General features: G+C 72.2%; 21 protein-coding genes. 13 read left to right on the top strand and 8 right to left on the bottom strand.

From position 1 onward, the window contains the following. Window positions 1–46 precede the first annotated feature (46 nt). From MCBG_RS14795 to MCBG_RS14770, 6 genes are all read left to right on the top strand, one after another. Window positions 47–1,117, top strand: a complete 1,071-nt coding sequence (locus tag MCBG_RS14795; RefSeq protein WP_043326330.1) for a hypothetical protein — start codon at window positions 47–49, stop codon at window positions 1,115–1,117. After that, complete coding sequence (locus MCBG_RS14790; protein ID WP_043326328.1) at window positions 1,114–2,619, top strand: hypothetical protein; 1,506 nt, start codon at window positions 1,114–1,116, stop codon at window positions 2,617–2,619. Before MCBG_RS14795 ends, MCBG_RS14790 begins: the two co-directional genes overlap by 4 nt. Window positions 2,620–2,765: 146 nt before the next feature. Next, a complete protein-coding gene (locus tag MCBG_RS14785; protein ID WP_181373807.1) occupies window positions 2,766–5,045 on the top strand; it encodes a putative bifunctional diguanylate cyclase/phosphodiesterase in 2,280 nt (759 codons plus the stop codon). 130 nt (window positions 5,046–5,175) lie between these two features. Beyond that, window positions 5,176–5,808: a hypothetical protein gene (locus tag MCBG_RS14780; protein ID WP_043326326.1), complete on the top strand. Its 633-nt coding sequence runs from the start codon at window positions 5,176–5,178 to the stop codon at window positions 5,806–5,808. 110 nt (window positions 5,809–5,918) lie between these two features. Continuing rightward, window positions 5,919–6,677, top strand: a complete 759-nt coding sequence (locus tag MCBG_RS14775; RefSeq protein WP_043326325.1) for a MerR family transcriptional regulator — start codon at window positions 5,919–5,921, stop codon at window positions 6,675–6,677. Between the two features lie 27 nt (window positions 6,678–6,704). After that, entirely contained in the window at window positions 6,705–6,989 is a 285-nt protein-coding gene (locus MCBG_RS14770) for a putative quinol monooxygenase (protein WP_013474158.1), read from the top strand. A 4-nt stretch (window positions 6,990–6,993) separates the two neighbouring features. Here MCBG_RS14770 and MCBG_RS14765 read toward each other — a convergent pair whose 3' ends face one another. Both MCBG_RS14765 and MCBG_RS14760 read right to left on the bottom strand, forming a co-directional pair. Beyond that, entirely contained in the window at window positions 6,994–8,502 is a 1,509-nt protein-coding gene (locus tag MCBG_RS14765; protein WP_043326323.1) for a GntT/GntP/DsdX family permease, read from the bottom strand. A 22-nt stretch (window positions 8,503–8,524) separates the two neighbouring features. Beyond that, window positions 8,525–10,066: a gluconokinase gene (locus MCBG_RS14760; protein ID WP_043326321.1), complete on the bottom strand. Its 1,542-nt coding sequence runs from the start codon at window positions 10,064–10,066 to the stop codon at window positions 8,525–8,527. Window positions 10,067–10,311: 245 nt separating this feature from the next. Here MCBG_RS14760 and MCBG_RS14755 point away from each other — a divergent pair, with 245 nt between their 5' ends. Together MCBG_RS14755 and MCBG_RS14750 are read left to right on the top strand one after the other, a co-directional pair. Next, the gene (locus MCBG_RS14755) at window positions 10,312–11,466 is read left to right on the top strand and encodes a hypothetical protein (RefSeq protein WP_043326319.1); all 1,155 of its coding nucleotides are present in this window, start codon (window positions 10,312–10,314) and stop codon (window positions 11,464–11,466) included. Between the two features lie 42 nt (window positions 11,467–11,508). Then, on the top strand, window positions 11,509–12,681 hold the full coding sequence (locus MCBG_RS14750) for a phosphotransferase family protein (protein ID WP_043326317.1): 1,173 nt from the start codon (window positions 11,509–11,511) through the stop codon (window positions 12,679–12,681). Here the strand turns inward: MCBG_RS14750 and MCBG_RS14745 are convergent. Beyond that, window positions 12,678–13,538 carry an AraC family transcriptional regulator gene (locus MCBG_RS14745; RefSeq protein WP_043326315.1) on the bottom strand — a complete coding sequence of 287 codons (861 nt, stop codon included), beginning with the start codon at window positions 13,536–13,538 and terminating at the stop codon, window positions 12,678–12,680. The genes MCBG_RS14750 and MCBG_RS14745 overlap by 4 nt on opposite strands. A 103-nt stretch (window positions 13,539–13,641) precedes the next feature. Here MCBG_RS14745 and yidD point away from each other — a divergent pair, with 103 nt between their 5' ends. Continuing rightward, window positions 13,642–14,031, top strand: a complete 390-nt coding sequence (yidD, locus tag MCBG_RS14740; RefSeq protein WP_223201225.1) for a membrane protein insertion efficiency factor YidD — start codon at window positions 13,642–13,644, stop codon at window positions 14,029–14,031. 89 nt (window positions 14,032–14,120) lie between these two features. Here yidD and MCBG_RS14735 read toward each other — a convergent pair whose 3' ends face one another. Both MCBG_RS14735 and MCBG_RS14730 read right to left on the bottom strand, forming a co-directional pair. After that, window positions 14,121–14,855: a YqjF family protein gene (locus MCBG_RS14735; RefSeq protein ID WP_043326312.1), complete on the bottom strand. Its 735-nt coding sequence runs from the start codon at window positions 14,853–14,855 to the stop codon at window positions 14,121–14,123. 32 nt (window positions 14,856–14,887) lie between these two features. Next, a complete protein-coding gene (locus MCBG_RS14730; protein ID WP_043326310.1) occupies window positions 14,888–15,253 on the bottom strand; it encodes a VOC family protein in 366 nt (121 codons plus the stop codon). A 586-nt stretch (window positions 15,254–15,839) separates the two neighbouring features. Here MCBG_RS14730 and MCBG_RS14725 point away from each other — a divergent pair. Continuing rightward, window positions 15,840–18,002 (top strand): MMPL family transporter, encoded by a 2,163-nt coding sequence (locus MCBG_RS14725; RefSeq protein WP_043326308.1) that lies wholly within the window; start codon window positions 15,840–15,842, stop codon window positions 18,000–18,002. 22 nt (window positions 18,003–18,024) lie between these two features. Here the strand turns inward: MCBG_RS14725 and MCBG_RS14720 are convergent, their stop codons facing one another. Beyond that, on the bottom strand, window positions 18,025–18,687 hold the full coding sequence (locus MCBG_RS14720; protein ID WP_043326307.1) for a response regulator: 663 nt from the start codon (window positions 18,685–18,687) through the stop codon (window positions 18,025–18,027). Continuing rightward, complete coding sequence (locus MCBG_RS14715) at window positions 18,684–19,856, bottom strand: sensor histidine kinase (RefSeq protein WP_043326304.1); 1,173 nt, start codon at window positions 19,854–19,856, stop codon at window positions 18,684–18,686. Before MCBG_RS14715 ends, MCBG_RS14720 begins: the two co-directional genes overlap by 4 nt. A gap of 226 nt (window positions 19,857–20,082) precedes the next feature. On the opposite strand from MCBG_RS14715, the gene MCBG_RS14710 reads away from it, so the two are divergent. Further along, window positions 20,083–20,574, top strand: coding sequence for an anthrone oxygenase family protein (locus MCBG_RS14710; protein ID WP_223201224.1), 492 nt, complete (start codon window positions 20,083–20,085; stop codon window positions 20,572–20,574). 241 nt (window positions 20,575–20,815) lie between these two features. On the opposite strand, the gene MCBG_RS35220 is transcribed toward MCBG_RS14710, so the two are convergent. Next, on the bottom strand, window positions 20,816–20,995 hold the full coding sequence (locus MCBG_RS35220; RefSeq protein WP_043326300.1) for a hypothetical protein: 180 nt from the start codon (window positions 20,993–20,995) through the stop codon (window positions 20,816–20,818). An 8-nt stretch (window positions 20,996–21,003) separates the two neighbouring features. On the opposite strand from MCBG_RS35220, the gene MCBG_RS35215 reads away from it, so the two are divergent. Continuing rightward, on the top strand, window positions 21,004–21,345 hold the full coding sequence (locus MCBG_RS35215; protein ID WP_043326298.1) for an MMPL family transporter: 342 nt from the start codon (window positions 21,004–21,006) through the stop codon (window positions 21,343–21,345). 662 nt (window positions 21,346–22,007) lie between these two features. Beyond that, the gene (locus MCBG_RS14695) at window positions 22,008–25,091 is read left to right on the top strand and encodes a hypothetical protein (protein WP_043326296.1); all 3,084 of its coding nucleotides are present in this window, start codon (window positions 22,008–22,010) and stop codon (window positions 25,089–25,091) included. Window positions 25,092–25,094: the final 3 nt, after the last annotated feature.

Below are 25,094 nucleotides of genomic sequence, written 5' to 3'. Positions count from 1 at the left end.
AATCTCAAACACTCACTAACAGGGGCCCTTCCTTACACTTCATCGGGTGGAAGATCGGCTGGCACGGATCAGGGGTGGTGGGCCGCCCCGGCGGCACAACGCCCGTACCATCGCCGCGCTGACCGGCAACCCCGGCTGCACCCGCCGCGCCGTGCTGGACAGCGCGGGCGCGGACAAGCCGGCGCTGGCCGAACGACTCGGCTTCCCGGCCCGCTTCGGTCAGTCCCGCTTCGCGATCACCCGCGGCAACGCGTTCGAGGCGCAGGTGAAGGCCGACGGCGGGAAGGAACTGCTGCGCCTGGTCGCGGAGCGGCTCGGCGTACCCGTCCCGGAGGGCGCGACCTGGACCGACCTCGGCGCCGACGACGACCGGCCGGAACGGTCCCGGGCGGCGCTCACCGCGAGCGGCGACGGCCCGGCGCTGTTCGACCACCCGCTGCTCGGCCTGGACGTGGCGGGTACCCGGGTGCACCTGGAACCGGATCTGGTCGCCGCCCGGCTGGCGGGCCGGTTCCACGTCGTGGAGATCAAGTCGTTCCCGGTGATCGACGGGCAGGCCGACCCGGGCAAGGTCGCCGCCGCCGCGATCCAGTCCGCCGTCTACGTGCTGGCGTTGCGCGAGCTGCTCGCCGCCGAGGGACACGACCCGGAGCTGGTGTCGCACGAGGTGGTGCTGGTCTGCCCGCGCGACTTCGCCAACCAGCCGGTGGCCAGCCTGCTCGACGTGCGCCGCCAGCTGCTGGTGCTGCGCCGCCAGCTGGCCCGGATGGCCCGGGTCGAGGACCTGCTCGCCGCCGTACCGGCCGGGTTCACGGTCGATCCGGCGGCCGATCCGGCGACGCTCGCCGCCGCGCTGCACGAGGTGCCGGCCCGCTACGCGCCTGATTGCCTGGCCGCGTGCGAGCTGGCGTACTTCTGCCGGCACGAGGCGCGCGGGCAGACCGGCGCGCTGGGCCGGCCGGTCCGCGAGGCGCTGGGCGGCGTCGAGGAGGTGGCCGACGTGCTGGCGCTCGCCGAGGGTTCGGCCGCGCCCGAGCCGGGGCAGGCGGAGGCCGCCGCGCTGCTGCGGGCCGCCGCGCGCCTGCGCGCCGACGCCCTCGCCGGGCAGACCGCATGAGTACGCTGCGCGCGCTCGCCCGGGCGCAGGCGGTCGCCTCCGGGCGGGCCCAGCCGGTGGCCACCGTCCGGCACCTGCACCTGTCGGAGCGGCCGTTGGTGCTGGTGCCGCTCGCGCTCGCCGGTGAGGCGAACGCCCCGCTCGCCGCGATGGTCGGCGCCGCGCCCGACGACGCCCGGCTGCTGGTGGTGCCGCAGCCGCGCAACCGGGACCAGCGGTTCGCGTTCGCCGCCGAGCTGGCCGCGATCGTGCTGCCGTACCTGGACGAGTTCCGTGACCTGACCGAGGCGGTGCCGGTGGACCGGGGCCGCGACGTCCGCCACCGGTACGTCGACGCGCCGCAACTGCTGGTGCCGAACCCGGCCGGGATCACGTTCCTGCGGCTGTTCGGGCGCTCGACCCGGTTCCGCCGTACCGACGGCGACTATCCGGTGCACCAGTCGGTGCCGCTGCTGGGTCGCTGGCTGACGTTCTTCGCCGAGCGTGCCGAGCAGCCCGGCTCGTCGGCGCTGCTGGCGTTGACCGAGGCGCTGACGCTGCACTGGGCGACCGGGCAGAGCGTGGTGGAGGACCTGCATCTGCCGGCGGTGCTGGGCTGGCTGGACCCGCCGGCCGGGCTGACCGGGGCCGAGGCGGCGGCCCGCGCCGAGGACCCGGCACACTGCCCGCCGGCCGGGCCGGCCACCGACCCGGACTTCGACAACCGCCGGCTCGCCCCGGCGATCGAGGCGTACACCCGGGCCGGGGACGACCCGGCGGCCCGCGCGGCCGCGTACGACGAGCTCGCCGGCCTGCTGCGCGACCAGCTCGCGCCCACCTGGGAGCTGATGTGGCGCGGCGTCGGCCTGCTGCGGACGCTGCCGGCCGGTGCTCGGGTGGCCGGCCGGTGGGCCGGTGACCGGGACGCGTTCACCGCGCACGCCGAGCACGTCGACGCCGGGGGCGGCCCGCAGCCGCGGCGCGACGGCGCGGTGGCGGCGGCGCTGCGGTTGCAGCGGCTGGAACGGGCGTCGACCGCGTGGGCGGTGCAGCGCGCCTACGACGATCCGCTGGTGATGGCCGAGCACCGGCTGTCCGGTGAGGCGTTCGTCGGCGAGGTGACGCTCGCCGACCCGGCGCGGGTGGACGACTCCGGCAAACGGCCGGTGCTGCGCCCGCGCATCCAGGTGGTCACCACCGAGCCGGTGCCGATGCCGGTGGGCGCGAGGCTGTACTCGCCGCAGCGCCCGGCGCAGAAGGCGACTGTGGTGTTCGTGACGCCCGGCGCGGACGGCAAGACCGAGGTGGTGCTGGAACTGTCCGGCGGGATGGGCCGGGGGCTGACCGCGCCGCCCGGCAGCGTCCCAGAGGTGGGCGAGCGGATCTGCCTGACCAGCCTCTCCGACGGTTTCCTGCCGGGTGGCGCGTTCCCCGCGCCGGAGGAGACGCCGTGGACGCACGGCGGCCCGCCCGGCACGGCCGCCGCAACGCCGGACCCGGCCCCGGCGGAGGACTGGTCCTGACCGTCACGGTCCGCTGACCGACAGCCGTCGACTCTGGCGGCGGCCCCCGGCGCTGACTAGGCTTGCGCCGTCCGTCGTCCTGCCCTCGGCGTCGAGGGTGCACGTCTGGAAGAGAGCCGGAGCGCATCGTTGTACCCCAGCTCGACGTGAGCCTCGCCGCCGCTGCGCCGGCCCGTCATCCGCTCGCCGGCCGTGTCGGACTTGTCGCGGCCGCCGTCGTCGTACTCGGGGAGACGGCCTGGCTGGTCGCCCGGCTGCCCGGCGCGGCGCTGGTCAGCGACCTCGGCGCGGTGGCGGTGTCGAGCCTCGCGGCGGTGCTCTGCGTCGGCGCGGCGCGGCGCCACCCGGTCGCGCTACGCCGGTTCTGGGAGCTGCTCGCGGTCACCATGGTCCTCGCCGCGCTCGGCCGTACGGTGTGGACGGTCGAACGTCTCGGCGGGCTCGGGCTGCCGCACACGCCGCTGGTCGCCGGACTGTTCGCCGGCGGCATCGTCACCGGCACCGCCGCCCTGCTCAGTTTCCGCGCCGGCCCGCGCAGCCTGATCGGCCGGGCCCGCACCCTGCTCGACGGGGTCATCGTCGGGCTGGCCCTCCTCCCGATCGGCTGGGTGGTGGTGTTCCAGGAGATCACCGAGGCCGGCCTGGCCGATCCGATGCGTACGTTCGGCCTGCTCTACCCGATGTTCGACCTGATGCAGCTCACCATCCTGGTGGCGGTCGCCGGTCCGGGCCGGCCGATGTGGCGGGCGCTCACCGTGATCGGGGCGGGCCTGGCGATCCGGGCCGGCGCGGACGCCGTCTACGTCTCCCTGGTCGCGCACGGCAACTACACGCCCGGTCACCCGGTCGACATCTGCTGGCCGCTGAGCTACCTGCTGGTCGGCCTGGCCACCCGCTATCCGCCGCCGGTCGACGAGGACGGCGACGACGACGTGGTCGAGTCACCGCTGCCGCCGTGGTGGCGGGTGGCGCTGCCGTACCTGCCGGTGGGCGGCGCGATCGTCGCGGTCATGCTGTCGCGGCGGCCCAGCGGGCAGACCCCGCACGTGGTCTTCGTCGGCATGATGGCCCTGCTCGGCGTACTGGCGCTGCGTCAGGGGCTGGCCGCGAACGAGAACCTGCGGCTGGTCGGCCGGCTGCGCCGGCTCGCGTACTCCGACCAGCTCACCGGCCTGCCGAACCGGCTGACGTTCGTCCGGCGGCTGCGGCGGGCGTTGCGCACCGGCGGGCCGGTCGCCGTGGTGCTGCTCGACCTGGACGGCTTCAAGCAGGTGAACGACAGGTTCGGGCACGCTGCCGGGGACCGGCTGCTCACCGCCACGGCGGAGCGCATGCGGGACGCGGTCGGCCCGGACGGGATGATCGCGCGGCTGGGCGGCGACGAGTTCGCGGTGCTGGTCGCCGGGGACCGCGCGGTGCCGCCCGAGCGGCTCGCGATCCGGCTGCTGGCCGCGCTGGAGCCGCTGCCCGGCGAGGAGGACCTGGGAGTGCACCCGTCGGCGAGCATCGGCATCGCCGAGTACGGGCCGCAGCACGCCTCGCACACCGACCTGCTCCGCGACGCCGACATCGCCATGTACGCGGCGAAGGCAGCCGGCAAGGCCGCGTACCGCACGTGCACGCCGCAACTGCGCGAGTCGGCGGTCAGCCGCGCCGAGCTGATCGCCGACCTGCGCCGGGCGGTGGACGAGGGCCAGTTGCTGATGGAGTTCCAGCCGATCGTCGACCTCGACACCGGCGCGGTACGCAGCGCCGAGGCGCTGGTGCGCTGGCGGCATCCCCGCCTCGGCGTGCTCACCCCGGCCCGGTTCCTGCCGCTGGCGGAGGAGACCGGGCTGATCGTGGCGATCGACAGGTGGGTCATCCACGAGGCGTGCCGGGCCGCCGCGACCTGGCGCGCGCACGCGCCGGAGGTGACGGTCGCGGTCAACATCGCCGCCGCCCACCTGTGCCGGCCCGACCTGATCGCCACCGTCACCGGCGCGGTCGCCGCGGCCGGCCTGCCGCCCCGCGCGCTCACCCTGGAACTCACCGAGTCCGCGCTGATCGAGGGCAGCGAGGCGGTGCTGGACCGGCTGTCCCAGCTGCGTGACCTCGGCATCCGCATCGCCATCGACGACTTCGGCACCGGGTACTCCTCGCTGAGCTATCTGCACCGCATCCCGGCCACCGAGCTGAAGATCGACAGGTCGTTCGTGTCCCGGCTGGACGCCGGGGACAGCCGCGCGTACGCCACAGTCGAGATGGTGAACCGGCTGGCCGGCGCGTTCGACCTGGCCGTGGTGGCCGAGGGGGTGGAGACGGTCGCGCAGCACGCGGCGGTCACCGCGATCGGCTGCCGGCAGGGCCAGGGCTGGCGGTACGGCCGCCCGGCCGCCCTGACCGATCTGCTTCCCGCGTTGTCCGGGGCGGGCGCGGACCGCTGACCGGCCCGGGTCCACGGGGGCCGAAGGTCCCGGACGGGACAGGGGGTTCGACCCTGCTCACGGGCGGTCCGGCACCGCCATGATGGTTCTCGTCAACAAGACGAACACACCCTCCACACGGGAGCTTGATATGAAGCGACGGACTCTCGACCTGCTGTTCAGCATCGGTGGGCTGGGCCTGGCGGTCCTGCTGCTCGTCGTCGGCGTCGTCCTGACGACGAACGCCAACTTCGCCAACGACTACGTACGCAGCCAGCTCGGCGAGCAGAACATCACCTTCACCCCGGCGGACAAGCTCTCCGACGAGGAGAAGAAGTCGGACTGCCTGCGCGAGTACGCCGGCCAGAAGATGACCACCGGCAAGCAGGCGGAGTGCTACGCCAACGAGTACATCGGCCTGCACCTGAAGAACATGGCCGGCGGCAAGACCTACGCCGACCTGGGCGAGCCGCAGAGCGCGCTTCGTGAGCAGGTGGCCCAGGCCGAGCAGAGCAACGCCGCGAACCTGGCCGACCTGCAGAAGCAGCTCGCCGAGGTGACCGCCCAGCGGGAGACCGTGTTCAAGGGCGAGACGCTGCGCGGCCTGCTGCTCACCTCGTACGGCTTCAGCGAGTTCGGCCGCAAGGCCGAGCAGGGCGCCCTGGCCGTGTACCTCGGCGCGGGCCTGCTCCTGCTGCTCTCCGCCGCCGGCCTGGTGCACGCCTTCCGCACCCCGCCGACCGCGACCTTCGCCGCCCCGGAGAAGGAGAAGGTCACCAACTGACCGCACCGACGACGCCCCCGGCCGATCCTGGTCGGGGGCGTCGTCGTGTTTTCCGGCTTGACCCTCACGCAGCGGAAGGCGGCAGCCTTGGTCGCGGAAGGGAGGGAACCATGCCGTACACGGTGGGGCAGGTGGCGCGGGCGGCCCGGGTGACGGTCCGGACGCTGCACCACTACGACGAGATCGGGCTGCTGCGGCCCAGCGGGCGCACGTCGGCGGGCTACCGCCGCTACGACGAGGCGGACCTGGACCGGTTGCAGCTCATCCGCTACTACCGGGAGCTGGGGTTCCCGCTGGAGGAGATCGCCGAGATCCTGGACGATCCGGACGCCGACCCGGTGGCGCACCTGCGCCGGCAGCACGAGCTGCTGTCCGGGCGGATCGGGAAGCTCCAGGAGATGGTCGCGGCGATCGAACACGCGATGGAGGCGAGGACGTTGGGGATCCAGTTGACGCCGGAGGAGCGGTTCGAGGTGTTCGGGGACTTCGACCCGGACGAGCACGCCGAGGAGGCCGAGCAGCGCTGGGGTGGCACCGAGGCGTACCGGCAGTCGCAGGAGCGCGCGGGCCGCTACTCGAAGGAGGACTGGCTGCGCAACAAGGCGGAGAACGAGGAGTGGGGGCGGCGGTTCGCCGCGCTGATGGACTCGGGCGCGCCGGCTGACGGCCCGGAGGCGATGGCGCTGGCCGAGGAGCACCGGCAGCTCATCACCAAGTGGTGGTACGACTGCTCGTACGAGATCCACACCGGCCTGGCCGACATGTACGTGGCGGACCCGCGGTTCACCGCGTACTTCGAGGCGCTGCGGCCGGGGATGGCCGCGTACCTGAACGAGGCGATCCACGCCAACGCGATCACCCGGTCCTGACCGGGAGCGGGTGGCAGGATGGCCGGCATGCTCATCGTCGCCGGCACCCTCTACGTCGATCCGGCCCGGCGGGACGCCTACCTGGCGTCCTGCGAGGCTGCCGTCCGCGCGGCCCGGGACGCGCCCGGCTGCGTGGACTTCGCGGTCAGCGCCGACCTGGTCGAGCCGGGCCGGATCAACGTCTACGAGCGGTGGGAGTCCGACGAGCAGTTGCTGGCGTTCCGGGGCTCCGGCCCGGAGGCCGAGCAGGTGACGGAGATCCTCGGCGCCGAGGTGCACAAGTTCCGCATCTCCGGCGTCGAGGCTCCCTGACCCGCTAGATGAAGACGTCGAGCAGCAGGACGCCGAGGAAACCGACCACCGAGATGATGGTCTCCATCACCGACCAGCTCTTGATGGTCTGCCCGACGGTCAACCCGAAGTACTCCTTCACCAGCCAGAAGCCGGCGTCGTTGACGTGGGAGAAGAACAGCGACCCGCAGCCGATGGCCAGCGCCAGCAGCGCCACCTCGGGGGCGGCGAGCGTGTCGGCCAGCGGCGCGACGATGCCGGCGGCGGTGATGGTGGCGACGGTGGCCGAGCCGGTGGCGACCCGGATGCCGACAGCTACCAGCCAGCCGAGCAGCAGCGGGGAGAGGTTCGCGCCGTCGGCGGCGTTCGCGACCAGGTCGCCCACGCCGGCGTCGACGAGCACCTGCTTGAAGCCGCCACCGGCGGCGACGATCAGCAGGATGCCGGCGATCGGCGGCAGCGAGCCGCCGAGGAAACCCGAGACCTGGGTACGGCTGAAGCCGGACCGGTAGCCCAGGAAGATCATGGCGAAGATGACGCCGGCGAGCAGGGCGATGATCGGGGTGCCGACGATGTCCAGCGCCTTGCGGCCGGTGGTGTCCTCGCCGAGCGTCAGCTCGCCGATCGCCCGCAGCAGCATCAGCACCACCGGCAGCAGCACGGTGACCACCGCCGCCCACAGCGCCGGGGCGCGGCGCGAACGCCGGCCGGCCGGCTCGTCGATCGCGCCGCCGGGCCGCCCGGTGCCCGGGTTGACCAGGTCGTCCTCGGTGACCAGGTCGCCGTCGGCGTCGAGCCGTCCGTCACCGGGCCGGGTCGGGCTGCGGTCGTCGGCGTCGCGCCGGGTCGGCAGCAGCTCGGCCGGGGCGGTGGCCGGCACGTACCGGGCGATGAAGTTACCGAAGACCGGCCCGGCGATGATCACCGTGGGGATCGCCACCAGCAGGCCCAGGGCGAGCGTCTGACCGAGGTTCGCGCCGAGCGCGTCGATGGCCACCAGCGGGCCCGGGTGCGGCGGCACCAGGCCGTGCAGCACCGACAGGCCGGCCAGCGCGGGAATGCCGATCTTGATCAGCGGCACGTTCACCCGCAGCGAGACGAGCAGCACGATCGGCACCAGCAGCACCACGCCGACCTCGAAGAACAGCGGCAGGCCGATGAGCGCGGCCACGCCGGCCATCGCCCAGGGCAGCGCGGTCCCGGAGACCCTGCCGACCACCCGTTCCACGATGCCGTCCGCGCCGCCGGACTCGGCCAGCAGGCCGCCGATCATCGCGCCGAGCGCGATCAGCAGGCCCACCCCGCCGACCGTGGAGCCGACCCCGCCGCTGAACGACGTGACGATCTTGTCGACGGGTACGGCGGCGACCACCCCGAGCACCGCGGCGCCGAGGATCAGCGCGAGGAACGGGTGCACCTTGCCCCACGCGATGAGCAGGACGACAGCGGCGATGCCGAGCAGGGCGGCGAGGACGAGCTGGGTGTCACCGGCGTTCGTGAGCGGTTCCGCTGGTGCGGCGAGCAGTGTGACCACGGCTATCACGCCCTTCGGTCGGTCAGCGGGGTGGTGCGGTGGGTGGGGGTTCCGGCGGCAGGCTCGGCGCCATCCGTCGCAGTGAGGCGAACGTGGGTACCAGTGCGTCGTACAGCTCGGAGAAGAGCGGGAGCAGCGCCGCGTACGTCGCGGCGGAGGCGGGATCCGGGCGGACCGTCTCTTCGATCCGGACCAGGTCGGCGGCGACCTCGATCGATTCGATGAGGCCGAGCGCCTGCATGCCGAGCAGCGCCGCGCCGAAGCCGGACCCCTCGTGCCCGGCGGGGAACCGCACCGGCATGCCGAGCGCGTCGGCGAGGATCTGCCGCCACAGCGGGCTGCGGGCGAAGCCGCCGCTGGCGCGGACCTCGCGTACCTCGTTCCCGGCCGCCCGGACCGAGGTGAGGACCAGCGCGAGCTGCTGGCAGACGCCCTCCAGCGCGGCCCGGACCAGGTGCGCCCGGCCGTGGCCGTGGGTCAGCCCGACGTACGCGCCGCGCGGCAGCGCGCTCCAGTGCGGCGCCCGCTCGCTGAGCAGGTACGGCAGCATGATCAGCCCGCCGGAGCCGACCGGCGCCTGGGCGGCCAGGTCGAGCAGTTCCTCCTCGGCGTGCTCGCCCAGTTCGGGGGCGAGCGCGTCGTTCGCCCACTGGAGGACGATCCCGCCGTTGTTGATGGCGCCGCCGACCACCCAGCGGTCCTCGGTGAGGGCGTAGCAGAAAACGCCGCCGAGCGGGTCCACGCCGGGGCGTTCCACCATCACCCGCATCGCGCCGCTGGTGCCGATCGAGCAGGCCACCACGCCGGGGCGTACCGCGCCGAGGCCGAGGTTGGCCAGCGGCCCGTCGCCGGCGCCCACCACCAGCGGGGTGTCCGCCGGCAGGCCGGTGGCCCGCGCCGCCTCGGCGGTGAGCCCGGGCAGCACGTGCGTGGTGGGTACGAGCTGGGGGAGCTGCTCCTCGGTGATGCCGGCCAGGCGTAGCGCCTCGGTGTCCCAGGCCAGCCGGTGGATGTCCATCAGCCCGCTGGCGGAGGCGACCGAGTGGTCGGTGACGAGCGCGTCGGCGAGCCGCCGCAGCACCAGATCCTTGATGCTGACCCAGTGCGCGACCCGCTCGTGCAGTTTCGGCTCCTGCTCGGCGAACCAGACCAGCTTGGGCAGCGGCGCCATCGGGTGCACCGGGGTGCCGGTGCGGCGGTGCAGCGCGAGCCCGGACGGCACCGCCCGCAGCCGCTCGGCCTGCGCGCTGGCCCGGGAGTCGGCCCAGGTGATCGACGGGGTCAGCGGGGTGCCGTCGGCGTCCAGCCCGATCAGGCTGTGCATGGCGGTGCTGAACGACAGGCCGGCGATCGGCGCGGCCAGCTCGTCGACGACCGCGCGGATGACGCCGAGCACCGCTTCGTAGATGAGGTCCGGGTCCTGCTCGGCCCAGCCGGGGTTCGGCTCCTCCAGCGGGTAACCGATCGAGTGGCTCGCCAGTTGCCGGCCGGAGGTGTCGAACGCGACCGCCTTGGAACTGGTGGTGCCGATGTCCACGCCCACCACGACGGCCGGGTCGCCCACCGGTGCACCTCCTCGCCGCCCGGGGGGCCGCGCTACGCCCCGCTGTGCGGCTGACGTTACCGACGTGCTCCCGCGCGCGCATGACGAAGCAGCGCCGCCGGGAAGCGCGGGGGAGTTTCCGTCGATAGTGTCGGTCAATCAGCCGATCGGTCTAATTGGCGACTTTCGCGTGTCTTCGTACCCCTGCCGGATCGTTGACATGAATGACACCCCGATTGGTGGGCTCGCGCGGCGGAGGAGTCGGCGTGACGAAGACTGATTCGACGGGTTCCACATGGCGGTACCGGTGGGCGCACCGGCAGAACGAACGGCGGCAGCGGGCCTTCCGCGCGGCCGACGAGGCGTGGCGACGCCGCGACGACGAGCTGCGCCGCCTGCGTACGCTCGCGGTGTCCTTCCACGGCTCGGCCCAGGCGGGCGTCGGCCTGCCGATGGAGCTGGCCCCCGGTGAGGTGGTCTTCTGGACGCTCCCGGCCGCGCAACTGGTGGAGGTCCGGCACACCGCAGTGCTGCCCGCCCCCGAGCTGACGGTCGACCCCGACCCGCCCGTGCTGCGCCCGCGCCGCCCCGAGGGCGTCAAGGTGGTCGACGCCGGGCTCGCCGTGCTCACCAACCGCCGGCTGGTGCTGCTCGGCGGGCGAGGCCGGCGCGACTGGGCGTACGGCCGGATGACCGGCCTGTCCCACGACCCCGGCGCGCCGGTCACCCTGATCCAGGTGCTGGACCGGCGACGTACCTCCGGGTTGCTGCTGCCCACCGGCGCGGTGGCCGACTTCCGGTTCACGCTCACGCTCGCGTTCGCCGACGCCATCGAGCAGCGCGCCGCGGTCGTGGCCGAGCTGGACGAGCTGATCGAGGAGCACGCGGCGGAGCGCCCCCAGCGACCGCCCGTGCTCACTCCCGCCCAGGCCCGGGTCTCCGCGCTGGTGCCCGGCGGCCGGCGCACGGTGGCCGTCGGCGCGGCGCTCGCGCTCGTCGTCCCGGCGATGCTCTTCGAGTCCAACCCGCCGACCCGGGCCGGCTCGGAGCGCGCCGTCGCGGCCACCCCGGCGGCCACCGGCACTCCCGCGCCGCCGCAGGTCGCGCCCGCCGTCCAGGTCCGGCCCACGACCAGCCCCGAGCCGTCGCGCGCCCGTCCCGCGCCGCCGCGCGGCACGCCCCAGCCGCCGGTCGAGCGCCGCTGCGGCGCCCCGGCGAACCCCTTCGGGTACGACTTCTGCGGCGGCCAGCGGATCCGCAGGCCGGCCGCCGGGGTGTGCGACTGGTTCGAGTGCGTACCCGGGTTCTGGTCCGATCGGGGCTGGCTGGTGCAGTGCCGCGACGGCTCGATCAGCCGCACGGGTGGCCAGCGCGACGTGTGCGCCGGGCACCAGGGGCTGCGCCGCACCGTCTGGCGCTGAATCCGCTCGCCTCCCGTCGGGGCGTCCGGCTACCGTCCGGCCGTGTCCCGCACCGTCACGCTGATCCTGCTCGACGCCGCCGGCCGTCCGCTCGGCGCGCTGCCGTCGTTCGGCGTGCCGGAGCCGTGGTGGCAGGAGGTCGCCTCGATCGTGGCCGAGGTTCGTCGTCGCCACGGTCTGGCGGTCGCCGTGCTGCGGCTGCTCGACGCCGACCGTCCCGCGCCGCCCGGCGGCCACGTCCGCTACGTGGGGCAGACCGCCGACGCGCCCGCCGTACCCCTGGAACGGGTTGCCGTGGACCTCGCGCCGCACCCGCTGCGCCAGCCGTGGGCGCGGGCCGGCGGCCCGGCGCGCAGCGTCGGCTGGGCGGCGGGTGAGCTGCGCCGGCTCGGCCGCCGGGTGACGGCGGTGGCGCAGCAGCGCACCTGGAACCTCTCCGCCATCTGGCGCCTGGACACCGACGCGGGCCCGGCGTGGCTGAAGCAGCTCCCGCCCTTCGCCCGCCACGAGCCCACGGTCCTGGCGTTCCCCGGTGACCCGAACTCCTTGGTCAACGGGCCGATGGTGCTCGCCGCCGACGGGGAGGGGCGGATGCTGCTGGCGGACGTGCCGGGGCAGGACCGGTACGGGGCCGGGGAGGGGGAGCGTGCCGCGATCGCGGCCGGGCATCACGTGGTGCAGTGGCGGGCGTGTGGGGTCGTCGGTGAGCTGGTCGCCGCCGGGGTGCCGGATCTGCGCGGGACGGGGCTGGCGGACTGGATCCGCGAGCGGCTCGCCGGGCACGACGTGTCGGCGGCCGCCGGCCTGCTCGACGGGCTCGACCACCGGCTCCAGCAGGTCCGTGACTGCGGCCTGCCCGACACGCTCGTGCACGGTGACCTGCACCCCGGCAACGTGCGCGGCGACGGGCGGCGGCGGACGGTGATCGACTGGGCGGACTCGTTCGTCGGCCACCCCGCCTTCGACATCCTGCGCCTCACCGAGGACGTCGACGCGGACGCCGCCGCCCGGCTGATCGGCGCGTGGGCGCGGCGCTGGCGCACCGACGTGCCGGGCAGCGACCCGCACCGGGCCGTCGACCTGCTCCGGCCGGTCGCGCCGCTGCGGCTGGCCGCCGTGTACGCGATGTTCCTCGCCGCCATCGAGCCGAGCGAGCATCCGTACCACGTACACGACGTGCCGGCCGCGCTGGCGCGAGCGGCAGCTACTCCCTAGACCCGGCGGACCGGGATCCACAGCTCCGCGTCGGCGGTGCCGCCGTCCTCGGCGACCCGCACCCGCGAGATCTCCGGCCCCGGGCGGGCCTCGTACGGGTTGGACGGGAACCAGGACGTGAACACGGCCCGCCACAGGTGCTGCACCGCCACCGGGAACGCCCCGGAACTGGAGAACACCGCCCAGTCACCGGCCTCGACCGGCAGGCTGTCCAGGCCGTCCGGCACCTCCGCGCCGGTCACCGCCGCGTACCAGTAGTCCAGCTCGGCACCCTCGTCGCGGGAACCGGCCAGCTCGGCGCTGACGTTGACGATCCCGCGCGGCTCCTGGTCGGACAGCGCCTCGATGCGGCGTACGGTGGCCGGGTCGATGCCCCTGACGAACGCCACGATGTGCGGGTTCATCCCCTCGTGCACGAGCGGCACCCGCGCTTTCAGCCCGGCGAGCCGGAAGGCGTCCTTGGTCACGATCCGGTAGTCCATGCTGGTGTTCCCTTCGACGACGAGCCGGAAGGACAGCCGGGGCTGGGACCGCAGCACCGCCCCGGCCTGCCGGGCCTGCGTCGGCCCGACGCCGTGCACGGCCCGGAACGCGCGGGCGAACGCCTCGTTCGAGCCGTAACCCCAGCGGACCGCCACGTCGAGCAGTGACTCCCGCCCCGCGAGCACGTCCGCGCCGGCCAGCGTCATCCGGCGACGGCGGACGTACTCCGACAGCGGCAGCCCGGCCAACGCCGAGAACAGCCGGCCTAAGTGATGCTCCGAGACGCCCGCGATCCGGGCCAGCGCGGCCACGTCGAGCGGCTGCTCGAGCCGCTGTTCGAGGTAATCCAACGCGGCGTTGAGCCGATCCAGCACCCGATGTTCCTTCCTGGTGACGACCTCGACGCTAGGTTCCCGGCCGTCCACAGACCCGATCACACCGGACCCGGTCCGGTCGCCTCATTCGACACTGGCGGGCGTGTCGCATCATGACGTGGTGATCTTCCGGAAGCGGCACCGCCACAAGAAGAAGAGCCGGGACTGGTGCAACTGCGACGTGCCCACCTGTGACGGGCCGGGCTGCTGCGACCTGGGCCTCTTCTCGATGCTGCTCACCCTCGGTTCGGTGACCGCCGGCGTCGTCCGGCGGCCCGCCGTGGACCGCGCCGGCCGGGCCGCCATCCTCGGTTACCGGCGCTGGCTGTCGCACCGCTGGCCGGCGACCTGCCGCTACACGCCCACGTGCAGCGCGTACGGGCTCGCAGCGGTCGAGCGGTACGGGCTGGCGGTGGGCGGTCGGATGGCCGCCGACCGGGTACGCCGATGCCGTCCCGACGTGCCGCACGGCACCCAAGACCCGTTGCGCTGACCGCGCTCGCCACGTCGGGGAGGTGGCGGTGTCCCGGTGCGCCGGATGCCGCCACTCCGGCGACCTGGTGTCGATCAAGGCGGTGGCGGTCATCCGGCCGACGTGGGGCCGCCGAAGACGACGGGGACGCCGGGGGAGTAGAGCACGCTCACCGGTGGGCCGTCCGGCGCGGGCAGGCCGGCGGCGGTGACCAGTTCGTCGTCCAGGTGCAGCAGTTCGGCACGGTGCAGCGGCCACTGTGGATGCCAGTTCGGCACGTGAAGGGTGCGGCCGTACGCGCGGGTGTGCAGACCCCAGCGCGCGGTGAGGAAGTGCTCCAGCGGCGTCGGCTCGGCGATCGGCGCGCCGACGCGCACCGTCATCCGGCTGGACGCGCCGGACGGACCGGGCCAGCGGCGGCGGCACCGGTAGGTGAGCGTGTCGCCGGAGCGGTCCAGCCGCATCGCCGACCACTTGTAGGGCAGGCGCAGACTCAGCTGGGCCACCAGCACCGGCACCAGCCGGGACGCGTCGAGCGAGCGGAACACGACGGCGCGCCGCCCGGAGCCGTCGACGGAGTAGAGCCGGACGTTCGTCTCCCAGAACGTGCCGAAGTACGGCACGCCCGGGCCGACGCCGAGCCCCAGCCCGACCATCTGGAACCCGATCAGCCCGACGTAGGTGAGCCCGTCGAACGTGTCCGGCCGGGTGCCGGCGGGCAGCAGTGGAGCCACCCGCTCCGGCGGGACCGCCCAGTGCAGGAACGTCAGGTCGTGCCAGCGCTGTGCCAGCCAGGACCGGCGGATGGCGCGTACCGGAGCGTGCTCGACCGGTTCGATCTCCACCGGTCCATCCTGCCTCCGCGACGCAACCGGACTCACTCCGGACGGTGGCAGACCGCCTCGACGTTGTTGCCGTCCGGGTCGCGGACGAACGCGCCGTAGTAGGTGGCGTGGTATTCCGGCCACTCCTTCGGCGCGTGCAGCACCTCCGCGCCGACCGCGACAGCCGCGTCGTGGAACGCGCGCACCGTGGCACGGTCGGCAGCGGTGAACGCGATGTGCACCGGCACCGGCGTGGCGTCGGACGGCGCGGGTTCCACCCAGAAGTCGGGCTTGTCGACGCCGTAACCGATCGGGCCGGGCTCCATGAGCCGCCGCGCGCCCAGCGGGGCGAGCACCGTGTCGTAGAAGGCGCCGCTGGCCGCCAGGTCGCGCACCGCTACGGAGAAGTGGTCGAGCACGTCGCCTCCCTGCGATCGTCGTTGACCGCGCCAGGCTACGAGCCCTCTACGACACTTCCGCCGCCCGGTTTGGTCGCGCCCGCCGCTGCCGGGCAGCCGTCGCGGTGACGCCAGCCGTCGTCGAGCGCCCTGGCTCGGTGGTCCAGCCTCGTTGAAGATGTGTGCCATCCAGAGCGATATACCTCAGAGTCATGATTATGACTTTGAGGTATATCGCTTCTGCCTCCATGTATTTCCGGCGGTGGTAAGGACCGTCGGGCGGGATGCTGTCGCCGCCGGGCGGTGAATGAACTCGCCCACCGCGCCCCGGATTTCCGCACGCCACCCACCACGTGGGTTCTGTCCTCGGCGCCGAGCCGTACCGTGCTCTGCGCCAGCAGCGCGCCGAACACGACGGCGTACCCGACCAGCGGCGGGGCGTCGGGGTTGGTGGACCGCCAGCACGGGGGCGAGCACCGGCGCCGCGAGCACGGGCCACACAGCGCGGTGGAGACCGGATCATCGACGAAGTCTGCGAGCCGTCCGAAAGGGATTGCTCACGCAGCGTAGGATCGCGTGCGACACAGCCGAACACACGGGGGAAACGATGTTCGAGCGCCTGGGCAGATTCGTCGTGGGCAAGGCGTGGTGGGTGATCGGCGGCTGGGTCGTCGCCGCGATAGCGATCATCGCCGCCAGCCCGTCACTGAGCGACATCACCTCAGCCGACCAGGAGAGCTTCCTGCCGAGCTCCTACGAGTCTGTGCAGGCCACCGAGCTGGCCGGGAAGTCGTTTCCACAGGCGGCCACCGCCACCGCCACCGTCGTGGTCAAACGCGGCGACGGCAAGCCGCTCACCGCGGCCGACGAGGCGCGCGTGGGGCAGCTCGCCGCCGCGCTCAAGGCGCGGAACATCCCGCAGACCTCCGGCTACCTGACCGGGCCGCAGGCCGTCGCGCCGGACAAATCGGTGCAGGTGGTAACCGTCGGTCTCGACGCCGACAGCCCCGACGACCCGGGCCTGCTCGACGCCGTACGCGATCTGCGTGCCGCCCTCGGGCCGGACCTGGCCGGCAGCGGCCTGACCGCCGGGGTGGCCGGCGACGTGGCCAGCTTCGTCGACAACGAGGACACGTTCAACGACGCGTTCGCGGTGGTCGGCGTCGCCACCATCATCCTCATCATCGGGCTGATCCTGATCATCTTCCGCAGCCCGATCGCCGCGCTGCTTCCGGTGGTGGTCATCAGCGTGGTCATGTCCGTCACCACCGGCCTGGTCGCCGCCGCCGGCAAGGCGTTCGACCTCAACGTCAGCCAGGACCTGCAGACCATCCTGCTGATCGTGCTGTTCGGCATCGGCACCGACTACATCCTGTTCCTGCTGTTCCGCTACCGGGAACGGCTGCGCGCCGGTGACGACAAGCGCACCGCGATGGTCGTCTCGGTGCAGCGGGTCGGCGAGGTCATCACCTCCGCCGCCGGTGCCGTCATCGTGGCGTTCCTGGTGCTGCTGCTCGCCTCGCTCGGCTTCTTCGGCTCGCTCGGCCCGGCGCTCGCCATCGCCGTCGGCGTCATGCTCGTCACCTCGCTGACCCTGATCCCGGCACTGGTGTCGCTGCTCGGCCGGTGGGTGTTCTGGCCGTCGAAGGCGTGGCAGCGCCCACCGAAGGCGACTCTGTCCCGGCGGCTCGGCGCCGCCGTCGGCCGTCGCCCGGCTGTCGTCGCAGCCGCCTCCGGTGTGCTGCTCGTCGCGCTAGCCGCCGGGGTGCTCGGCTACAAGGCCGACTACGACTTCAGCGCCGGCTTCCCGCAGGACACCGAGTCGGCGCGGGCCGCCCAGGACCTCCAGCGCGGCTTCGCCGCCGGTGCGCTCGCGCCCACCGAGGTCTACCTGACCACCGGCAACGGCACCCCGCTCACCGACCAGCAGGTGAACGACTTCGCCGCCGCGTCGGCCAAGGCGCCGGGCGTCGGGCGGGCGCAGCCGCCGGAGCGCAGCGCCACCGACCCGAGCGTCGCCCGGATCAGCCTGCTGCTGAACGAGAACCCGATGTCCAACGAGGCGATCACGCTGGTCCGCGACGACCTGCGGGACGCGCTGCACGCCGCCGCGCCGCCGGGCACCAAGGCCCTGGTCGGCGGCGCCACCGCGATCTTCGCGGACATCAACTCGGCGAACAACAGGGACCTCTCGGTCATCCTGCCGGTTGCCGCCGGCCTGATCGCGCTCATCCTCGGGCTGCTGCTGCGCAGCCTCGTCGCGCCGGTCTACCTGGTGATCGCGGTGCTGCTCAACTTCGCCGCCACGCTCGGCGCGACCGTGTACGTGTTCCAAGGGCTCCAGGGCAACCCCGGCGTGACGTTCCAGCTGCCGATCATCCTCTACCTGTTCGTGGTGGCGATCGGCACCGACTACAACATCCTGATGATCGCCCGGCTCCGCGAGGAGGCGCGCGAAGGGCACGAACCGCACGAGGCCGCCGCGATCGGGGTGGAACACGCCGGCCCGACAGTCGCCGCGGCCGGGCTGATCCTGGCCGGCACGTTCGGGGTGCTGATGCTCGCGCCGATCTCGTTCCTGCAGCAGATGGGTTTCGCGGTGGCGATCGGGATCGTGCTGTCCGCGTTCGTCATGTCGATGTTCTTCGTACCGGCGCTGACCGGGCTGATCGGCCACACGGCGTGGTGGCCGGGGCACGGCGACGAACGGCGTAACGGCGGTGGCGGCCGGCACGCCGCGCCCGAGCCGGCCGACGCGACGCCGGTCTGACACTCACCCGCCCCGGCGCGGCTCAGCCCTCGCCGGGGCGGACCAGCCCGCTCTCGTACGCGATCACGACGAGCTGCGCCCGATCCCGGGCGTTCAACTTCTGCAGTAGCCGGCTCACGTAGGTGCGGGCGGTATCGGGGCTCAGGAACAGCGCCTGCCCGATCTCCGTGTTCGACCGTCCGGCGCCCACCTGCGCGAGCACGTCCCGCTCCCGGGCGGTCAGTCCGGCCAGCCGCGCCGGGTCGGCCACCGGCGAGCGGGCCGCCGCCGCGAGCACCCGCCGCGTGACGGCGGGAGACAGCAGCGCGTCGCCACCGGCCACCGTCCGCACCGCGTCCCGTAGCGCGTCCGGCGGGGTGTCCTTGAGCAGGAAACCGGCCGCCCCGGCGCGGATCGCCTCGAACAGGTACTCGTCGTCGTCGAACGTCGTCAGCATGAGCACCTGCACGCCGTCCAGCGCCGGGTCGGTCAGGATCCGGCGGGTCGCCTCCAGCCCGTCCCCGCCGGGCATCCGTACGTCCATCAGCACGATGTCGGGCCGCTGCTCGCGTACCACGGCGAGGCCGCTGCGGCCGTCGCCCGCCTCGCCCACCACCTCGATGTCCGGCGCCCGGTCGAGCAGCGCCCGCAGGCCGGTACGGACGAGGTGCTGGTCGTCCACGAGGACGACGCGGATCGGGCTCACGCGGCGACTCCCGCCAGCGGCAGGCTGACCGCCACCCGGAAACCGGTGCCGCCGGATGCGGCGGTGCCGTTCTGGACTGTGTCGGTTTCGACGGTGCCGCCCAGCAGGGCGACCCGCTCGGCCATGCCGCGAAGGCCCTGACCCCTGCCGTCCGCCCGGCCGGCGGGTGGGCCGCCGCGACCGTCGTCCACCACTTCAAGCGTGAGCCGAGCGGCCGTGGCGCGCACCGTGACGGTGACCCGGGTGGCCCCGGCATGGCGCAGCACGTTCGTCAGCGCCTCCTGCGCGACCCGGTAGACGGTGCTGCCCACCACCGCCGGCAGTCTGTCCACCGGCCCTTCGACGCGCAGGTCGACTGCCAGCCCGCCCTGGCGTACGCCCTCCACGAGCGCCGGGAGCCGGTCGAAGCCGGGGGCCGGCTCCCGCGGCCCCGGTTCGCGGCGCAGCGTGCCGAGCGTGGCCCGCAACTCCGCCATCGCGCTGCCGCTCACCGACCGGATCGCTGCGAGCGCGCTCTCCGCCTGCGCCGGATCGCTGTCAGCGAGCGCCTCCTGGGCGACGGCGGACTGCAACGTGATCACCGACATCGTGTGGCCGAGCGTGTCGTGCACCTCCCGGGCGATGCGCAGCCGTTCCGCCTCGACCTGACGGGCCGCCTCCCGGTGGCGCTCCTCGTCGGCCGCGACCGCCTGGCGGATCAACGCCGCCCGGAGCGACCTGCGGTTGCGTACCGCATCACCGAGGGCGATGACGGCGAGCAGCAACGCCGCCTCCGAGCCCAGTTGCGTACCGACGACGACGCCGACGTCGTCGCCCTCGGCCAACCGCGCGACCACCGATACGGCCAGCAGGCTCCCGGCGACCACAGCGGCCGGAACCACCCGCCCGCGTTCCGACGCCCGGTAGAGCACTGCGGCGGCCGGAGCGGCCACGCCGACCGGCGGCAGGTCCAGCGCGTAGTACAGGAGGATGGCGACCGCCGTGGCCAGCAGCGCCGGCACCGGCCACCGCCTGGCGCACAGCACCAGCCCGCCCAGCCCCGCGCCGAACACCACGGCGAGCGCCGCGCCGCCGGCAGCGGGCCGCTCGGCCGCCACGGCCACCGCGACCAGGCCGAGCGTGGCAGCGGCGAGCAGCGCGTCGGCACGTGTGGACAGGGCGTCGGGCACGCTTCGAGCCTAGGTCCGCGCGGCCCTCCGCCGCTGTCGTCCGCAGGCGTCAGGGACAACCCCGAGGCGTACGCCGAGAAGCGACAACCGGTCGCGCGGCCACGCGGACGACGGTGCCCGGCCCCCGACCTAGCGTCGATGGCGTCCCCAATTCGTGAGGAGAACCCTCGTGGTACGCACACGACTGACCTGGATAGCCCTAATTGCGATGGTTTGGGCTTCGATGATGTCGTTCGGCGGGGTCGCCGCCGAGACAGTCATGCTCTACCCGAACATCTTCAACGACGCGCCCGCCTCCCTCGACCGGGCCCGCGAGTTCCTCGTCCACGGCGGCCCGCACGACTACTTCCCGCCGCTCGGCGCGTCGGTGATCCTGAGCAGCGTCGCCGCGACCCTGCTCACCTGGCGCGACCGCCGGCTGCGCTGGTGGATCGCCGGCGCCACAGCCGTCTTCGTCGTCTGCGAGTTCCTGTTCTCGGCCGTCTTCTTCTGGCCACGCAACGAGATCATGTTCGTGGACCCGGTGGGGACGCACTCGCCGGAATACCTGCGGCAGGTCGCCGCCGAGTTCGTCGCCGGTCACTGGGTGCGCGTCGCCGGAGGGGCGGTCACCGCCGTCCTGGCGTTCGTCGCGCTGCTGAAGTTCGTGCGCTCGACCGCGCCGGCCCCGGTTTCGGCTCCCGCGCCGGCCTCGGCCGCCTCGGCGGCGACGCGATGAGCGGGGCCCGCCGTACCCTCGGATTCTCCTGGCCGGCGCTGGTCGCGCTCGCCGCGCTGGCCGCCCCGCGCGTAGCTCTGCACGACCTGGGCGTGGTGCCGGAGGGCACGATCGTGGCCGCGCTGCTGGCGGTCGGGCCGCCGCTGTGCTGGGTCGCCGCCGTGCTGTGGCGGCGACCGCCGCGCCCGTTCCTGACGCTTGTCGTGGTCGGGGCGCTGTACGGGGTGTTCCTGGCGGCCGGTCACCAGGTCTTCTGGGACTCGTCGCTGGGGATGGACGCGTCGGGGTTGGCGGGGCTGGCGCCGGGTGCGCGGGAGGCGTTGTTGCGGGGTGCGGCGGTGATGTCGAGCCTGGTCACCGGGACGGTGGTCGGGGTGATCGCCGGTGGGGTGGCGGTGTTGCTGAGCCGGGTGCTGCGCAAACGTTCCGATGTTGCTGGTCGCGCTCTTGCTGAGCGTCCGCTTGGATCCCGGCATCCTCAACCGGCTCAGTTCACTGCCGCTGATCCTCGCGCCAATCTCGTTCCTGCAGCAGATGGGCTTCGCGGCGGCGATCGGCATCGTGCTGTCCGCGTCCGCCATGTCGATGTTCTTCGTACCGGCGGTGACGGCGATGATCGGGCACACAGCGTGGCGGCCAGGGCACGACTACCGGCGACGGGCGAGTGAGTCCGGAAGTCCCGCCGGAGTCGGTGGGCGTGGGCCGGGTGGAGCGGGCGGCGGTGGGCATTCGAGACCGGGTGCCCGCCGCTGTCCTGATCCACTGGCATAGATTGGCCGATCGCAAGACCGGGGACACACTCTGCGCAGCTATAGCAGCCGGCGGTCGTCCACGGGACACCTTCATCGCGCCGCCTTCCGGCACGGCACGCCTCCCCGAACGAGTCTCATGAGGAGTGCAGGACGATCCTCGCTGTCGAATCTCCGACAAAAACGAGGGTCTTGCTCACACGCCTTGGTGACCGGGGAGACCTGTGCCCGCTCGGTCATAGCTACGGCTTTGCCTCACGGCGAGGGGAGGAGACTGCCCTTGAGCAGGGCAAACCGCTACCAAGACCTGATTGCTTTCCCCGCAGCGATATCAACTTGCAAGGCTATTGACAGTGCAGACAGGGCGGTGGGGACCGGCTGAACGGCTGAAGACTTGGGGTCCCGCTGACAGGACGCGGGGCGATATGGTCCGAGCACCGTCAGTGGGGAGTGGGGTGACGGTGCTTACCAAGGTGCCTTTCTCGCCGGGGGGTAGGGCCGAGCGTGCGCTCCTAGCGGTCCTGGCGAAAGTGGGCTCGGGCGAATGCCGCGGCGGGGCCGACGTTCTGTCCTCCGCGGCCTGCGGGTCGACCTCGGTCATGCGCGCTGTCGTTGAGCTCGCAACCCCTGCAAGGCGTCAAGCCATGCCGCAACTTGGGCCCGTTCTGCAGGGAGGGATCTAGGATGTCTCGCTGGGAAGCGTATGACGCTTGGAATGAAGCGATAGCCGAGGTCTTCTTCTCGGAAGAGCTAGGAGGCCAGCCGGTTTATATCGATGTCGACAGTGACACCATTCCGCTGCTCGGTGAGAAGACCGGGACTCCATCTGATGAGGTTGAGGAGGCGCTCGCCACTGCTGTACGGGAGGTTCTGTGCCTCGCGGGGAGTCGGCACACCTTCGGTGAGATCCTCACGCATCTCACCACCTGGCTTGGAGCGTGGCGCCGCACTGCCCATACCTCGCGTCCAACCCTCAGTCCACCCCCTATCCTGGCCCTGTTGGCGGTGTTCAGCATGGCTGCGGAGCGCATGGGCCGTGACGCCGATATGGGACCCAATAACTACTTCGGCAGGCTAGCGCAGCTCCTCGGGGCTCGGGACCAACACGAAAAGCAGCGCCTTAAGGCGCACTACCGCCAGCACGTCGTGACTTTCTGGAATGTGCTGGCGACCTGGCTCACCGGCCTTGACGGCATGCGCGGCCTCCCGTCGGCCGTGGCCATCTCCCACCGATACATTGGTCTCTCCATCTCGCAGGCTCTGGTTCGCGAACATGACCGCAGTAAGCTGCCGCGATTTTTCGCCGACTACGGGCTCCATCCCGGGCAGGAGGTGGCACCCCAGGAGATGCAGCCACTCCTTGACGAGTGGATCCGGCGAGACCCGCCTCCGATCAGTAAGAATCTCGCTTCGCTCTGGATCCGGCATGCGGCCACGCGGGAACGTATTGCCAGTGTCGTCTCGCTCGAGTTGCAGAACTGGGACGGCAGCAGCACCGAGGTAATTCCGCTCTCTGCAGAGGCGCTTCGGCCGCGTGGAGAGGTTAGGCTGGTTGCCTTGACTCGATCGAGCATGTTCGGCAGCAGCCTGGAGCTCAGTGTCGTGGCTCGCATCCCGGGGCCTGCTGAGCCCCACTGCATGCAGATCGACAGCGCGATTGGTGACGATAAGCCGGTCCTCGAACTCATGCCGTGGGTAAATGGTTGGCACCGCCTTCCACGGCCTGCGGGCCTTGAGAAGTCCTCGATCCTCGATGGTGTCCTGGTCCTGTCCAGTGAAGATGGCAAGACCGTCCAACGACGGCCCCGACGAGTGGTGCCGCTGCGCAAGGACGAGACCCTCGGCCTGTTCCTCGAAGTGGAGCGACTGCAGCTGGCCGAGGACGGCTTGGTCTTTGCGTCCAACTCGCTGGCAGGGGAGGTCGCGGATGTGCTCAAGCACGTGGCCCGCCCGGGATTCCAGAGAGTGCAGGGCGGATCTGAAGGTGTGCCAGCCGGTTGGGTCCTCTTCCGGGATGTGCAGATCCTGGGATTGCTGCCGTCCGAGGCTAGGTCCCGAGCGCGCGCCGACGTCAATGTGCTCCTGCCGTCGGTCTCCTCGCAGGTGGCCTTCTCCGAAGGGCTCAAGCTTCCGGGCCGGCTGCGTAAGTTCTCGGCATATGCGCCGCCGGAGATCCGAGCAGTGTCGACCGGTGCAGAGCACATCCGCCTTCAGGTAGCGCGTCGAGACGCCGAGAGCATTGTGGGCGACGTCGACCCAAACGCCCTCGAGCGGGTGGCCTGCGAACGTGAGGGTGAGGGGGCTGCGCTAATTCTGCATACGGCCGATGAGCATCTCCCCGTGGGTGACTACGAGGCTTTGCTGTTTGTTGACGGTGCCAACGATCCCACACAGCGCCTGCCCTTCCTGCTGCGGTCGGCCGACTCGGTTGACCTCGCAATGTGGACCCGCTGCCGGCGCCTGGCGCATCAGCCGGCGGTCCACCAGGGGTGGGCTGCGTTGAGCGCAGAACCGTATGAAGAAGAGTCGTCGCCAGTCATCGATGGGGCTGTCGCAACCGAGGCGTCACCGCTATCTCCAGCCGTGCAGGCACCCCGCTCCGTCTGGTGGACGCAGCAGCGGCCAACCCAGTATGGCGAGGTCGCCAGCGCGGTCCTGACCACCCCTGACGCGAGATCATGTCTTGTCACCGGCGCTCACTATTACGAGCTGCCCTACGCGAGCACTTCGTTTGTATCCGGGGTATGCCGTAACTGCGGCCTTGTGAAGCGATTTCCGAACAATCATTGGGCGGCTCAGAAAAGCAAGCGGGCTCGAGACAAGGTCGAGGCAATGTATCGCGTCGACGTCCACGACGTGGAGCCGGTGCGGGCGGAGCCTTTGACCTGGGACGTTGGCCTCGATGGGCTCATGCACGCTGGCGGCGGCCCAATTTCTGCGCTTGAGGGCATCGCGCTGCAAATTGAAGGCTCCTTGCTCTTCGTCGACACCTTTACTCGGACTCTTGAAGCGCTTGCTCACATCGCAGTCCGACGGGATGAGCGGACTCTAGAGGCGGTCGAGTGGGAGATCGCCCCACCGGCCTTGGCCCAGCTCGCCGACGGTGCCTACTTGCTAACCGGCTACTGGCCGCCAAGCTATGTCGAAACCCTTGAGGAGCTGGCGGCCGAGGCTGGGGCCAAGGTCGGGATCGAAACCACCAGCCCGGGACCGAGCCGACGGACCCTCAGCGGATTGGCACCGAAGACCGCCCAGGAACTGGCCAGCGCGATAGGGGAGGTGACGGTCGCCGCAGATGCCGCCCGGGCCATCCTCCGCGCTGCTCCGGATCTCACCGCCGTGGAGGCGTCGCTTCCGACAATCACCATGCCAGGTGCTCGTCGGATCCAACACTTTCATCTTGGCTCGGCCGCCTGGGTCCCCCAGCGTCATGCCGAAACCTTGGGTGCCTTCCGCCTCGAGTCATTCGGCAGCACCTACATCGTGCGACGGGACGTTGAGCTCGCGAACGGAACGGCCCGCGTCGGCACAGCGCAACTCGTCAAACACCTTGAGGCGCTCAGGGCGGGCCGGCCGTTGCTGGCATACGACCCAGCGGCCCAGGCGCTTGATGTGCCGCTCGGTGCCGACTTGCCAGGGCTTTATGGGCGGGCGGCGGTCCTATGTGCAGGGCGTCCACCTGCTCCGATCAAAGAGCGTCGGCTCCTTCGCTACTACAACGTGCCAGCCGACGTCGCAGACATGCTAGCTACCCGTCTCGCCCGCTGAGGA

Source organism: Micromonospora sp. M42 (assembly GCF_000568915.1).
In the GTDB taxonomy this organism is placed as follows: Bacteria; Actinomycetota; Actinomycetes; order Mycobacteriales; family Micromonosporaceae; genus Micromonospora; species Micromonospora chalcea.
The sequence above is the reverse complement of the archived record's forward strand: the minus strand, read 5'-3'. Positions and strand labels throughout refer to the sequence as shown.

Excerpts from the sequence above, each read along its gene's own strand:
- MCBG_RS14790 (WP_043326328.1), top strand. The coding sequence starts at position 1,114 with ATGAGTACGCTGCGCGCGCTCGCCCGGGCGCAGGCGGTCGCCTCCGGG.
- MCBG_RS14780 (WP_043326326.1), top strand. The coding sequence starts at position 5,176 with ATGAAGCGACGGACTCTCGACCTGCTGTTCAGCATCGGTGGGCTGGGC.
- MCBG_RS14775 (WP_043326325.1), top strand. The coding sequence starts at position 5,919 with ATGCCGTACACGGTGGGGCAGGTGGCGCGGGCGGCCCGGGTGACGGTC.
- MCBG_RS14770 (WP_013474158.1), top strand. The coding sequence starts at position 6,705 with ATGCTCATCGTCGCCGGCACCCTCTACGTCGATCCGGCCCGGCGGGAC.
- MCBG_RS14725 (WP_043326308.1), top strand. The coding sequence starts at position 15,840 with ATGTTCGAGCGCCTGGGCAGATTCGTCGTGGGCAAGGCGTGGTGGGTG.
- MCBG_RS14710 (WP_223201224.1), top strand. The coding sequence starts at position 20,083 with ATGTCGTTCGGCGGGGTCGCCGCCGAGACAGTCATGCTCTACCCGAAC.
- MCBG_RS35215 (WP_043326298.1), top strand. The coding sequence starts at position 21,004 with ATGTTGCTGGTCGCGCTCTTGCTGAGCGTCCGCTTGGATCCCGGCATC.
- MCBG_RS14695 (WP_043326296.1), top strand. The coding sequence starts at position 22,008 with ATGTCTCGCTGGGAAGCGTATGACGCTTGGAATGAAGCGATAGCCGAG.